Source organism: Pseudomaricurvus sp. ABR4_320 (assembly GCF_056159445.1).
Genome location: NZ_JBSWVF010000013.1, coordinates 78,370 through 93,008, shown reverse-complemented (window position 1 = coordinate 93,008; position 14,639 = coordinate 78,370). Strand labels below are relative to the sequence as shown.

At 51.4% G+C, this 14,639-nt stretch carries 8 protein-coding genes; 5 read left to right on the top strand and 3 right to left on the bottom strand.

What is annotated here, in order from left to right; translation table 11 throughout:
- Window positions 1–122: 122 nt before the first annotated feature.
- From ACXAFR_RS20985 to ACXAFR_RS20975, 3 genes are all read left to right on the top strand, one after another.
- A complete protein-coding gene (locus ACXAFR_RS20985; protein WP_475180569.1) occupies window positions 123–3,083 on the top strand; it encodes a TonB-dependent receptor in 2,961 nt (986 codons plus the stop codon).
- Window positions 3,084–3,441: 358 nt separating this feature from the next.
- Window positions 3,442–6,333, top strand: a complete 2,892-nt coding sequence (locus tag ACXAFR_RS20980) for a TonB-dependent receptor plug domain-containing protein (RefSeq protein WP_475180568.1) — start codon at window positions 3,442–3,444, stop codon at window positions 6,331–6,333.
- A gap of 176 nt (window positions 6,334–6,509) precedes the next feature.
- Window positions 6,510–7,193: a J domain-containing protein gene (locus tag ACXAFR_RS20975; RefSeq protein ID WP_475180565.1), complete on the top strand. Its 684-nt coding sequence runs from the start codon at window positions 6,510–6,512 to the stop codon at window positions 7,191–7,193.
- Window positions 7,194–7,266: 73 nt separating this feature from the next.
- Here the strand turns inward: ACXAFR_RS20975 and ACXAFR_RS20970 are convergent, their stop codons facing one another.
- On the bottom strand, window positions 7,267–7,476 hold the full coding sequence (locus ACXAFR_RS20970) for a CsbD family protein (protein WP_475180564.1): 210 nt from the start codon (window positions 7,474–7,476) through the stop codon (window positions 7,267–7,269).
- 272 nt (window positions 7,477–7,748) lie between these two features.
- On the bottom strand, window positions 7,749–8,534 hold the full coding sequence (locus ACXAFR_RS20965; protein ID WP_475180563.1) for a methyltransferase domain-containing protein: 786 nt from the start codon (window positions 8,532–8,534) through the stop codon (window positions 7,749–7,751).
- 274 nt (window positions 8,535–8,808) lie between these two features.
- Here ACXAFR_RS20965 and ACXAFR_RS20960 point away from each other — a divergent pair, with 274 nt between their 5' ends.
- Window positions 8,809–11,724 (top strand): insulinase family protein, encoded by a 2,916-nt coding sequence (locus tag ACXAFR_RS20960; protein ID WP_475180562.1) that lies wholly within the window; start codon window positions 8,809–8,811, stop codon window positions 11,722–11,724.
- Window positions 11,725–11,814: 90 nt separating this feature from the next.
- Here the strand turns inward: ACXAFR_RS20960 and ttcA are convergent, their stop codons facing one another.
- Window positions 11,815–12,735 (bottom strand): tRNA 2-thiocytidine(32) synthetase TtcA, encoded by a 921-nt coding sequence (ttcA, locus tag ACXAFR_RS20955; protein ID WP_475180559.1) that lies wholly within the window; start codon window positions 12,733–12,735, stop codon window positions 11,815–11,817.
- Window positions 12,736–12,976: 241 nt separating this feature from the next.
- On the opposite strand from ttcA, the gene ACXAFR_RS20950 reads away from it, so the two are divergent.
- Window positions 12,977–14,551 carry a methyl-accepting chemotaxis protein gene (locus ACXAFR_RS20950; protein ID WP_475180558.1) on the top strand — a complete coding sequence of 525 codons (1,575 nt, stop codon included), beginning with the start codon at window positions 12,977–12,979 and terminating at the stop codon, window positions 14,549–14,551.
- Window positions 14,552–14,639: the final 88 nt, after the last annotated feature.

Sequence of the window (14,639 nt, the reverse complement as noted above, 5' to 3'; positions counted from 1 at the left end):
GGTCTGCGTCACCTGCCGACGAGTCTCGCAGCGTTTGATAAATGGTCGTCAGCTTATCGTTTTTATGTACCTGCCAGGTATTAAGGCATGAGACTTGCCTTGACGTAATCTAACCATGGTTGATGTTAATTTTCCTTGAGATGCGGCCCAGGCTAACTTTTCTCAAATCGCTGATCGTATGTGCCGGTGTGTGTTGGCAAGAGCCAGCAACGTCAGGCGCCCTAGAAGAGTCCTATACGCTCGGCCTCCCCGCGCAACCCCTGGCGACAGCGCTATTGGAGTTTGGGCGTCAAACTCGACTCAACATCCTCATACCGACTGAAATCATTCCTGCCATTACCGTTGCCGAACTGGACGGTGAATACACAGGCGCGAGCGCCTTAGACGCCATTTTGTTAAACACAGGGCTCGACTATCAAATGATGGGCGACACCGTGGTTGCGATCTCACGCAAGGTACCGGAATCCACCAATCTTGGACTGGCACCCACTCCACCGCCATCCTACGAAGAAGTGTCGGTTATTGGATTACCCGTTACCGGGTCGCGCATTCGACGCATGGATTATCAAGGTTCATCGCCCGTCGACATTATTTCAGCGCCCGAACTGGCGCGCAGCGGTCATCAGTCACTCGGTGACTACCTGAAGAACATACCCGCAGTGTCCGGCAATTCCACCAGTACCGCAGTCTCTAATGGCGGTGACGGAACGTCCAAAGTGACATTGCGAGGCCTGCCAGCCAACAACACGCTTGTGCTGATCAATGGTCAGCGCATGGCGTTTGATGGGCTCGCGGGCGATTCCGTGGATCTCAATTCGATATCCACCGCTGCGATCGAGCGCATTGAAATTCTGAAAGACGGTGCATCCGCCATCTACGGCGCGGATGCGATCGCTGGCGTCGTCAACATCATCATGAAAAACGACTATGAAGGTTTGCGGCTAGATCAATATGTCGGTCAAAGCAGCTATGGCGATACCCGCACCAGTACCACCAACCTACAGTGGGGGTTGCAGCGCGATCGCGGTGGCTTTCTTGTCTCTGCGAATTACTATCGTCAGGAAGGCCTTTACAGCCGAGAGAGAGAACTCAGCGCGGATGCCGATAATCGCTCCGTGGGCGGGCTGGACAAACGCTCAAGCGCCACACCGAACAGCCGCGTTACCTTGTCGAACGGCCAGACGGTCATCTATGACCCGACTAGCAATTCGGCCGGAACCGGATCGACGGACGCTTTTCGCACGGCCACTGACGAGGATCTGTACAACTACAGAGAAACGACCAGCTCTATTTCCCCGTCAGAACGATTCGACTTTTATTCCTCGGGCTACGTCGATATGACGGACGCAGTTACAGTAACGTCGAGCGCCATGTTTGGATTGACTCGAGCATCCATTGATCTTGCCAGCAGCCCGCTGTTTACCACCTCAGAAGACCCTCCGGTCATTGTTTCCGCAGACAACATCTACAATCCATTTGGTGAAGATCTGATTGATGTACGTCGCCGACTTATTGAACTCGGAAACCGCCAGCAAACCAACGAATCGGAATATCTCCGATTTACACTGGGGCTCAATGGTGAAGCGTCCTCCTTGGCTTGGGATGCCAATTTTATTGCTACCCGCACAGAGGCCGAAGAGCGGCTGTCGGGTCTCGTCAACGGACCGCACCTTGCACGTTCTCTCGGCCCGTCCAGTCAGTGTCAAGGCGTTTCCATTGACGGCTGTGTTCCCACGAACCTGTTTGGCCCCGTAGGCTCTATCACGCCGGATCAGGTGGAATATTTATCTGCTGAGCGACGCTCTGAAGGCCAGAGCCAACTGATGGGTATCAACGCCAATTTGACGTTACCTATCCTAGCCCTAAGTGCCGGCGATGTGGAACTGGCTGCGGGACTCGACCTCCGTCGAGAAGAATCTAAGCTGATCCCCTCCACAACGGCGGATTATGTGGTCGGCGGTGCCGCGGTAGCGACCGCCAGAGGCGCCCGCAATGTGGCCGAGGCCTATGTCGAGACTGCAATCCCTTTATTGGACGATCACGCATTTGCCGATCAACTGTCTCTGGAGCTTGCCGGTCGCTATTCTCACTACTCAGATTTCGGCGATAACTTCGCACCTAAAATCGGGCTCCGCTATTACCCCTTTCAGGATTTGCTTCTGCGCGCAACCTATTCAAAGGGATTTCGCGCCCCCAGCCTGAATGAACTGCATCGCAGCGGCAATCAATCTTACGAAGCCTTAGACGACCCCTGCGCAAATCCGGCAAACGCCGGAAATCTGCCAGGCTGTGCGCTTGTTAGCGACCCGACGCTGAATCAATTTCTTACGGAATACCGTGGCGATCCGGAATTAAAGCCGGAGCGCTCAACATCTCACACACTGGGCTTATTCTGGACTCCCAGCGTGGCGCCAGGATTCAGCCTCAGTATCGATGCCTATCAAATCGAGCAAACCGACGTCATTGATACCGGCGCCCAATACATCCTTGATGAAAATGCACGATATGGCAACTACCCAGACTTAGTCTTGAGGGATGACAACGGCAACTTACGCAAGTTGTTGGCGCCGTTTATCAATGTCGGTGAACGTTCTATTCGAGGGCTCGACATTTCAGCTCACTATCAACTGCAATCCGCCCCCTTGCGATTGCAGGCCAACGCCTCCCACATAGAAAAGTTCGTCATTCGCAACAATCAAGACAGTCAGGCTCGAGACATGGCTGGAACATTTGAAGATGCCGCGACCGAAGGCAGCGGTGCCCTGCCTGACTGGAAAGCCAACGCGGGCTTGCTGTGGACTGCAGGACACTGGGAAGCCAATTACACCATCAATTTTATCAGTTCACTGCAAGAGTATGTCGAAGGCCAGGGCTGGAGACGCATAAACAGCTGGACCACTCACGACGTGCAGATGACCACCCGACTGGGCGAGGCTGCAAAACTTCGAGTGACGCTTGGCATAGATAACCTTCTAAACCGAATGCCCCCCTTTGTCGCCACTGCATTTAACGACAACTACGACGCCCGCTCCTACGACATTAAAGGCCGCTTTGGCTATCTACAGCTCTCTTATCAGTTCTAGCTCCCCCCTCTTTCTTCGACATCTATCCTGTTCCCACGCCTATAAAATCTTTAGAAACACCGATTTCGATCATTTGTTGATCTGAATTAAAGCAGTATTCAACGATAATCGGTTAGTTCCATAAATTTTTAAATTTTTTTTAAATTTTTGTGAGGATTTTTTTTATCAGCTCGTCTCAATGACGTAAGCGAGATCCAAATGGGGTGCTGTCTTCGCCCATTCAGCACGAAACGCTCATTCTCAGCCCGATTCTTTGATGAGGGTCACCAGAGCCAGCCCCCCGGATGCAGCTACCGTTAACTTTGCCACTTTTGGAGACGTCATGTTCACGAAACCTAAACTGCCAGCCGCCATCCGCATGGCGATCCTCGGGCTGAGCCCGGCAGTCTTGGCACCCGGCCTGGCCTTTGCCCAGTCCGAGCCGACCGCTTCTGAACCCATTGAAGAAGTTGTCGTCACTGGTACCCGTTTGAAGAAGACCAACCTGGTCAGCGCCGCGCCGGTCACTCAGATTGACGCTGAAGAACTCAGCTTCCAGGGCACCATGCGTGTGGAAGACATGCTGAAAACTATCCCTTCTATCTATGCGGATCAGGGAACTGGCCAGTCAAACGGTGCAACGGGTACCGCGACCATCGAATTGCGCGGTTTAGGACCTGAAAGAACACTGGTATTGGTCAATGGACGTCGCCTACCAGCCGGTTCACCAATTTCTGGTGGTGTTGGAGCGGACATCAACCAGATACCTGCCGCATTAATTCGTTCCACAGAGGTTTTGACCGGTGGTGCTTCCGCCGCTTACGGTTCTGATGCGATTGCCGGTGTTGTTAACTTTTTGATGAAAGACGATTTCGAAGGCGTAGAACTGGATGTCAAAGGCAGCTTCTACCAGCACGATAACGACAGCTCTCGTTGGGGAAACATACTCGATGAAAGCGGAATCGCAGGGCCTAGCGGTTCATCTTCTATCGGGGACAGCACAGAAGTTTCTTTTATCGTTGGCGGTAACCTAGACGACGGTAGAGGCAACGTAACTGCCTACGCAACTTGGCGAGATATTAATGAAGCTCTAGGTTCTGATTTAGACTACAGTGCCTGCGCGCACAGTGATACGTCTGATTCTTGCGTGGGTTCAGGAACTATCGCTGAAGGCCGTGTTACAGATTTTGAAAATTACGACTACATGGTAAATGGCAACCAGTTTGTTGATCGAAATGGTACCACTTACAACTATGGCGCCTTGAACTATTTTCAACGTCCTGATGAGCGCGTCACAGCTGGAGCTTTCGCTCACTATGACGTGACAGATCAGCTCACCGTATACTCTGAAATCATGTATATGGACGACCGAACTATTTCTCAAATTGCACCATCAGGCAACTTCTTTGCCACTGAAGAGATTTATTGTGGTAATCCACTCTTATCTGATCAGCAAGTTGATGCCATATGTACACAGTATGGTTTTGGCGCTGACGAATACGCTCCTGCATATATTTCTAAACGAAATGTTGAAGGTGGCAACCGTCAGCAAGACCTCCGTCACACCAGTCATCGGTTTGTCTTTGGTGCAGAGGGCGATCTTGATGACACCTGGAGCTACGATACTTACTACATGTTTTCCGAAGTCAGCATGGAAAACACCTACCTAAATGATCTATCCAACACCCGCTTAGCGCGAGCTTTGGATGTTCGTACTGATCCAACCACCGGCGAAGCCGCGTGTTTATCGGCAATTGGCGTACCTGGAGTTGTTTCAGCCTGGGATACTGACTGTGTACCTTGGAATATTTTCACTACTGGAGGTGTTACTCAAGAGGCGCTGGATTATTTGATACTCCCGCTATTTGCTCGCGGCACGACAGAACAGGAAGTATTTTCTGCCTATATGACTGCGGATCTCGGCAACTACGGAATCCAACTTCCTTCCGCCGAGACTGGTGTCAGTGTTGCTTTCGGCTATGAGTACCGCAAAGAATCTTTGGACTATAGCCCAGATTATGGCTTCCAAAGTGGTGATGGTGCAGGTCAAGGTGGGGCGTCAAATCCTGTATCTGGCAGCTATGAAATTAAAGAATATTTTATTGAAGCTAATATCCCATTAGTTGAAGGTGTTGCGTTTGCTGAGTCTGTAGCATTAGATCTATCTTACCGTTTTTCTGACTACGATTACGGTATTGATACGGACACTTATGGTATCGCCGGTACTTGGTCTGTCGATAATAGTCTTCGGTTTCGTGGTAGCTATCAAAAAGCGATTCGCGCAGCAAATATCCGCGAACTTTATTTACCTCAAGGTCTAAATCTTGAGAATATGACAGATGTCTGTGCGGGCGCACTTGATGCCGCTGGACTAACTGTATCTGGCGGACGGAGCTTAGAAGAATGTGCTCTCTCAGGTGTCACAGCCGCGCAATTCGGCAGCATTCCTGAAAACCCTGCAGGACAATACAACTATCTACAAGGTGGTAATACAGAGCTTGCACCAGAAGAAGCAGAAACAATCACTCTAGGTGTAGTTTGGACTCCTGAGATGGTTGACGGTCTCACGCTTACTCTCGACTACTACAACATCGAAATAGAACAAGGAATTAATAACCTCACACCTGAACTGATACTAAACTCCTGCTTGGATGGAGATGAAACTCAGTGTGCGAACATAAGACGTGGAGCCAATGGCGACCTCTGGATCGGTAGTAATGTTGAAACAAGTGGCTATATCACTGCGCTACAAGACAATCTCTCTATTGAGGAAGTCGCGGGCTACGATCTTATTGTTGAATACGATATGGATCTTAGCGGTTTGGGGTCATTGAACTTCACTAATATCCTAGGCTATATCGATACTTGGGAAATTCAAGAGTTATCGAGTGCACCAAAAATTGATTGTGCCGGCGGTTTCGGCGATATATGTGACGACCCTAAAATTGACCTGAAAAACAACTTGAGAACAACATGGACCACCCCTTGGGGTATTACAGCCAGTGTTCTTTGGCGTTACCTAGGCGAAGTTGACGATCTCAATGGCAACGACATGGATCTGAAAGCGATTAACTACTTCGACTTTTCCGGCATCTGGTCCCCAACAGATAATTTTGATGTTACTGTCGGTGTTAACAACATTTTCGATAAAGCGCCACCAATTGCAGGTGGTTACCCAGGACCTAGCGATAATGCAAACGGTAATACATTCCCAGGAGTCTATGATGCTCTCGGTCGTTACATCTTCGCCGGTGTAAAAATGCACTTCTAAGTCTTAAGCCATTAAGACTCGCCCAGAGCTCTCACTGGGCACTTTTTCACCCCTCTGGCCGCAATGGTCAGAGGGGTTTTTCGTTCTGTGAACTTGACGAAAATTGGCCTTTACTAACCAGCTCCGTATAATCTAGCTCCCAGTCGCAAACAACGCCCCTAGCCACTGCAGATTTCATGATTCGGATACTTCTTGTTCTCGCCATTCTTGCTGGCCTGCTCTATCTCATGCGGGAATTTCGCAAACTCCCCGCGGCGCAACGTAAACCCTTTTTATTGAAATACGGGGTATGGGTCGCCGTTGGCATTGTCGTGTTACTGGCTGCCACCGGACGTCTACACTGGATTGGTGCGCTTATCGCTGGAGCCATTCCCTTTGCCATGAGGCTCGCGAATTTGGGGATTCGGGTGCTGCCGTTCTGGGAAAAATTTCGCGCAGCAACCGGGGCATCTGTGCTGAAATCAGCGTTTATTGAGCTACGTATTGATCAAGCAAGTGGCGCGGTTTCCGGCACAGTCGTCAGCGGGCCGTTTCGCGGACAATCTCTCGACACCCTGTCAGATGCCGACCTCAAACTGTTGGAAGAAGACATTGCCGGTAAAGACCAGCCCTCAAAGGAGCTGTTGAACGCCTACCTAAATTACCGTTTCAACCGATCTCAGCAATCTGCCAATCAGCGCGCGACAACCGGAATGAGTCGAACCGAAGCGCTACAGGTGCTGGGATTAGAAGATTCGGCAACAGAAAAAGAGATTAACCATCGTCATAAGCTTCTTATGCAACGGGTTCACCCAGATCGCGGCGGGAGTGATTACCTAGCAGCAAGGATCAATGAAGCCAAAGATGTTTTGCTGGGCTAGATGGATTTTGGAAGGAATATAACTGGGAAAAAAGAAAGCGCCAGTTGGCGCTTTCCGTTACTGACGTTATCGATCAGTGTTTAACATCTGACGATGACAGGTAGCTGTCGACTTCTTTCTCTGCCTCATCTTTTGTTTTGCCGTATTTGGCTTGAATTTTTCCAATAAGCTCGTCGCGCTTGCCTTCAATAACGTCAAGATCATCGTCGGTGAGCTTTCCCCACTGCTGCTGGACTTTACCTCTCAGTTGCTTCCAGTTACCTTTAAATTGATCAGCGTTCATAACAATTTCTCCGATTGGTTTTCTCTCAGTTTTGCTTGTAGCCGGGTGGTTATGACTTATGCCTGCAACCTGCCCGTTCTCGATAGGAATACAGCAAAGCCTGGGCCAATCAAAAAAACTGCAAAAGAAAAAATAGTATTTCCCATAAGATTCAATCGGTTAGAAAACACTAAAGACATGAAGGGGCGTGGTTTAAGCCCTGAGCAGCCAGATGGTATAAGGAAGTTTTTACGATGTCTTCTGCATTTTCTGCAAAAACGTCACACCGTAATTCAGTTGTTTTTAAACCCAATAAGATGGATGTAACGAGCCAACGACCGCCAGGGCTCTTGAGTCGACAACCGCAGCTCAAGCGCCAACTGCTTTTCCGGATCGACATCGCGGACTTCGGGCGTCAGTAGAAAATCATGGAAACAGCGAACACCGGTTTCGCTGGTCACTGTCAGAGGGAAATCCTGTAACCAAAGGTAAACGTCTTCTTTTTTGCGAGGCCATGTCGGCGTCAGGCTGCCTCTATAGCCTCGATAATCTTCGTCCAAGACTTTATCAAAATTGGTTCGCAACAGATTCTTCATCACAATGCTGTTTTCATTGTAAAACGACAGAGACAAGCAACCGTCTGTCGCCAACATGGCAACGAGAGCGGCGAGAACCGACTGGGGCTGTGCCACCCACTCGAGGACAGCATGACAAATGATCAGGTCAAATGGCGTCGAGTTTTCCATCGCTAGCGCCTGGATGGAAGAATGGACAAACGTGATACGCGACGGCTCCCCCTCAACCTCGGCGGCTTCTTGAGCCAAAGCCAGCATCTCTTCTGAGATATCGCAAACGGTGACATTGTGCCCCTGCTGATTCAACCAAATACCCAACTGAGCCTGACCACCGCCCGCATCGAGGATTCGAAGGGGGCGACTGGCGCCACCCAAGGCTGGCACTTGGGCCAGTAAATCCCTCTGCAAAACCTCCAGCCGTATACGACCTTTGAGCCGGTCATAAACATTGCGGCGAAATCGCGCCGCCAGATCATCAAAGTTACGATCAGACTCTAGAGCCACAGATAATTCCAATACGAAAAAGAGATGTATAAAAAAGCGCCAGCTTGTTTAGACACAAGCCGGTTCCACCCGTTGACAAACCAATTAATTCCTAACGAAGCACTCAGAGAGCCGTAAACTATTGACATATGGGCAGTTGACGTTAATTGTTACAGATATTGTAACCGAGTCATTCTAATCGAACGTATGTTCAGAACGGCCCGTCGGCACTCCCGATAAACATGTCGACGACGCTGTCCAAACACCCGTCGCTATCTAGGCACAGAGGATCTTCATGACATCAGCTCACCCGACATTTGAGTTTCTGCGCAGCCAAACCATCGAGTCACTGCAGGTAACCGTCGAAGAGTACAAACACCGAGCAACAGGCGCTCAGCACATCCACATCAGCGCCGATAACAACGAAAACGTCTTTCTCGTCGCCCTGCGCACCGTGCCGGAGGATTCTACCGGTGTCGCGCACATTCTGGAACACACGGCGCTCTGTGGCAGCGAGAAATACCCTGTGCGTGACCCGTTCTTCATGATGATTCGCCGCTCGCTCAACACGTTCATGAACGCATTTACCAGTTCCGACTGGACTGCCTACCCATTTGCCAGCCAGAACAAGAAAGACTTTAACAACCTGTTAGACGTCTATCTCGACGCGGTTTTTTTCTCCCGTCTGGATCCCCTGGATTTCGCCCAGGAAGGACATCGACTGGACTTTCAAGAGGCGGGGGATGCCAGCTCCCCCTTGGTGTATAAAGGCGTTGTGTACAATGAAATGAAAGGCGCCATGAGCTCTGTCACCTCGCAGCTCTGGCACACGCTCTGTAAATATGTATTTCCCAGTAACACCTATCATTTCAACAGCGGTGGCGACCCAGAGGCGATTCCCGACCTGAGCTACGAGCAATTACAGCACTTTTATCAGACCCACTATCACCCCAGCAACGCCATCTTCATGACCTATGGCGATATTCCGGCTATCGACCATCAAGCCAAATTCGAAAACCAGGCGTTAAACCGCTTTACCCCCCTAGAGGAAGTCATTTCGGTACCCGATGAAAAACGCTACTTAGCGCCGGTCAGAGTCGAAGAAGCTTACCCGTTGGACGATACCGATGACGCTGCCAGCAAAACCCATGTGGTACTGGGTTGGCTTCTTGGACACAGTACCAACCTTAAAGAAAGCCTGCGTGCGCAACTGTTGGCGAGCGTATTGCTGAACCACAGCGCCTCTCCCCTTCAGCACGCCCTGGAAACCACCAAATTGGGCAAAGCGCCCTCCCCCTTGTGTGGCCTCGACGACTCGCAAAAAGAACTCTTATTTGTGTGTGGGTTAGAGGGCACTGAGCAAGGCAGCGCCGATGCCATTGAATCTCTAATTCTCGAGGTTATTGCCAAGGTTGCGGAAGAAGGCGTCGCTTATGAAGAGCTGGCGGCCGCTTTACAACAGCTGGAATTGCAACAGCGGGAAGTGGGTGGCGATAGCTATCCTTATGGCTTACAGATTATTTTAACGACGCTGACGTCGGCCACCCATCGGGGCGACCCGATCGCACTGCTGAACCTGGACCCGGTTCTGGCGGAACTGCATGAAGAAATCAAAGACCCGGAATTTATTCGTCATCTTACCCGCAGCCTGCTGCTGGAAAATCAGCACCGAGTGCGCTTAACCCTGCGACCAGACAGTGAACTGTCAGATCGGAAAACACAGGCAGAAGCGGATCGCTTGGCGGGCATCAAAGCCACATTGGACGATGACGCCTGTCAGCAAATTATCACCCTGGCGAACGCATTACAGGAACGTCAGCTGCAGGTAGACGATGCGGACGTTTTACCTAAGGTCGGCTTGGACGACATTCCAACCGCCATGCACTATACCGACATTCACGACATCAAAGACCTGCCTGCCCGGTTAACCACCTACGCTGCTGGCACCAACGGTCTGGTCTATCAGCAGATCATCGTCGACCTGCCAGAGATGACTCTCGATCAGTTGCAGACTCTGGCGTATTACGCCACCTTTATGACGGAGCTGGGCATCGGCGAAAAATCCTATATGGATGTCCAACGCTGGCAGGCCAAAGTCGCCGGATCGATCTCCGCTTACATCAGCATCCGTGGACAGACCGACGATGTGCAAAAGGTGAAAGGAACGCTGACGCTGTCGGCAAAAGCTCTAAAACCGCAACAACGAGAACTTTGCGAGTTGATGTGGCAGACCCTTGAGCAAGTACGTTTCGACGAACACGGCCGTATTCAGGAATTGATTGCACAGATTCGAGCCCGCCGCGAACAAAGCGTCACGGGCAACGGCCATGGATTGGCAATGAGTGCTGCCACCGCCGGCATGTGTGCCTCCGCTCAGGTCACACACAAACTCTACGGATTGGCGGGTATCCAGACCGTAAAACAACTGGACAAACAACTGCAGGAAACCTCTGAACAAGCCGCCTTCAGCGCCAAGCTGACCGACATTCGCGAACTGCTCAGCCAGGCGCCCAAGCAATATCTCCTGATTTGCGAACCCGAAAGCATCGCAGAATTTCAACAGTCGATCGCCGAACAATGGCAAGACAGAATGTCAGATGCCCTGCCTGAGTTTGCTATGGAGCCGGTTCATCACCCAGTCTCACAGGCCTGGATCACCAATACTCAGGTCAATTTCTGCGCTCGCGCCTACCCAACAGTCGCCATGGAACACCCAGATGCGGCGCCTTTAACCGTTCTGGGAGGCTTCCTTCGCAATGGCTATTTACACCGCGTCATTCGTGAACAAGGGGGCGCTTATGGCGGTGGCGCGTCTCAGGACAGCAGCATCGCCGCCTTTCGGATGTTCTCTTATCGGGATCCTCGTCTCGGCGAAACATTGGCTGACTTTGACGGTGCCATCGAGTGGCTGTTAAACACCGACCATGACTTTCAACCTTTGGAAGAAGCAATCCTAGGCGTTATTGGCTCTCTGGATAAGCCCAGTTCACCCGCAGGCGAAGCCAAGCAAACCTTTCACGCGGAATTGTACGGACGTACTCGTGAGATCCGAGAAACCTTCCGTCAGCGCATTCTTGCGGTAACCATCGATGATTTAAAGCGGGTTGCACGTGAGTATTTGACCGCCGAAAAAGCCTCGACTGCCGTGGTAACCGGTGCCGCCAAACGCGCCCAGGTTGAAGAGCTTGGTTTAGACATTGTGACCCTGTAAATTCAGGTCATATTGACGTGAGGAATCGAGCCCTCTGGGAGGCTCGATTCCTTATTCGGACAGTCAGGTGTAAAAACGCGGCCAATGCACTTATAGATTCACACTGTCGATCAAATCAACCCGGACTGCCAGGGATGCGTTATCGTCAGCCAGTGGCCGCGATGCGCTAACGATGCCCTCGTCAAACGCGTAGGCTTCCCGCTCCCCCGCCCGATCCAACGGCAGATTGATAAAATCGAACAATTCACGATCCGCCAGTTGGCTGGGGGAAACGTTCTGTATCGATTTGAAGATCTGCTCGACTCGTGAGACATCCTTGCGCTCCCACTCCCTTAACATGGCTTTAATGTTCTGACGCTGGAGATTGTCCTGAGAGCCGCAGAGGTTGCACGGAATAATCGGAAACTCGCGGTACTTGGCGTAGGCCTCCAGATCTGACTCTCGACAATAGGCCAAGGGTCGAATGACCACATTGCGCTGATCGTCGGAACGCAATTTCGGGGGCATGGCTTTTAGGCGGCCACCATGGAACATGTTGAGAAACAGAGTCTCGACAATGTCATCCATATGATGACCCAAGGCAATCTTAGTCGCGCCTATCTCTTCCGCAAAGGCATAGAGCGTCCCTCGTCGCAGTCTTGAACACAACCCACAGGTCTTCTGCCCTTCGGGGATCTTTTCCCGCACGATACTGTAGGTGTCTTTGTCGACGATGTAGTAGGCAATGCCCAGAGATTCAAAATAATTGGGCAACACCTCTTCAGGAAAGCCCGGCTGCTTCTGATCGAGATTGACCGCGACCACCTGAAAATCAATGGGGGCCGTCTTCTGCAGATTTAACAGTACATCCAGCATACCGAAACTGTCTTTACCGCCACTGATACAGGCCATGACGGTATCGCCCTGTTCGATCATCTGGTAATCGACAATGGCATTACCGACGTTACGTCGCAGGCGCTTCTGCAATTTGTTGAATTCCAGGCGCTGCTGGCGGGAGATCGAAGAATCCATGATGAGTCCGGTGCTTCAAAAGGCGGCTAGTGTACAGAGTTTGATCGATGCAAAAAAGTCATAGACAGCGGGAGACACCGATCAACTTGAAGATCTACGTGCCAATACAGGGAAAGCCAGGCCGCTTTCTTTACAAGCGGTAAAAGCCGCATATGCTTTAAGGATAAGCCATTTCAATGACCAAACCGATTTGCTTGCGCGGAAGTTTATATCTAAATGATCATACGAGGAACCAAGGACCATGAAGCATAACGGCCCAGTCACGGGACGTGAGATCGCGCTCCAAAACGGCGATGAAATTGTCTCTGCAACCACCATCGGGGGCAAGATCACCTACTGCAACGATCGCTTTTGTTCCATCGCCGGATTCAACCGTGAAGAACTGATCGATCAACCCCACAATATCCTTCGTCACCCAGACATGCCGGCCGCTGCCTTCAAACAGATGTGGACCAACCTAAAAGCCGGCAAACCCTGGATGGGCATTGTTAAAAACCGCTGCAAAAATGGCGATCACTATTGGGTGGACGCCTATGTTACCCCCCTCAAGCAGAATGGTCAGGTGATTGGCTTTGAGTCCGTGCGTGTCAAAGCGGACCAATCTGCCATTGATCGAGCCGTCGACGTCTACAAGCGACTGCAAAACAACAAATCTCCTCTTCCGACCTTCAAGAAATTTTTGTCTTACTACGGATTCGTTGCCACCTGCTTTTGTCTGTCATTCATCAGTATTCTCGGAACAGCAATCGCCGAGCAGGATGAACTGTCCCTGGTGTTTTTCTTACTCGCACTGACAGCATCGACTATTATTGGCTGCTCTGTTTTCTTCATGACGCAAAAATCCAACGAACACGCCCTGAAAAACGCGCGTGAGACCATCCATGACCCGATGGCGGCCTATATCTACACAGGGCGCCTCGGTGCGGCGGCTGAACTTGAGCTGTCAGGCATTGCCCACAAAGCTCGGTTGCGAACCGCACTGGGCCGTTTCCGGGAATCCTCAGGTAAGTTACTGGAGGGCACCAACCAAACCCAACAACAGTCTCAGAGCTGCCACCAGGGAATCGAGGAACAGCGTCGAGAAACGGAAAAAGTGGCTCTGGCCATGCGCCAAATGGCGGAAGCTGTTCAGGAAGTTGCTACCGGTGTTAGCGAGACCTCTGCATCGACCGGCGTTGCTCTGGAGCAGGTGGAAAAAGGCGGTGAGGTGCTCAGTGGTGCCAGCAACGCTTTACAAAACCTCAGTACCACCGTGTCAGAGCTCGGAAGTGTGATCGACCGGCTGTCGGCAGACAGCGCGCAAATTGGATCTGTTGTGGACGTTATTCGAGGCATCGCCGAGCAAACCAACCTGCTCGCTCTCAATGCCGCCATTGAGGCTGCTCGAGCCGGCGAACAGGGCCGCGGCTTTGCCGTCGTTGCCGACGAGGTTCGCACGCTGGCGCAACGCACCCAAGAATCCACCGGGCACATCCAAGAGATCATCGAGAAGCTCGGTAGCGCAACTCACGCCGCCTCGTCCAATATGGGCAATTGTCAGTCCCTGGCGGAAAAAAGCGTTGCTGAAATGTCCAATGTTAGTCAGGCACTGGTAGAAATCAGTGGCTCTGTCGACAGTATTGATAAGATGTCTCAGCGCATCGCCGCAGCCGCCGAAGAACAATCTGCCACCGCCGTTGAGGTGAACAAGAACACTGACGCCATCAATACCATCGCCGGACGCACCATCAGCCTGTCGGAACAGTCGTCGACCTCCAGTCAGCAGACCCAAGAGCTGGCACGCCAACAATTTGATCTGATTGAGCGCTTTAGTTGATTCTTTGAAACCTCTGGCACCGCCCCTCGCGGCGCGGCGCCAGGCTATCGTGGTAAACTGTCGCCCTTAAACCTTTCAGCGGGATTTT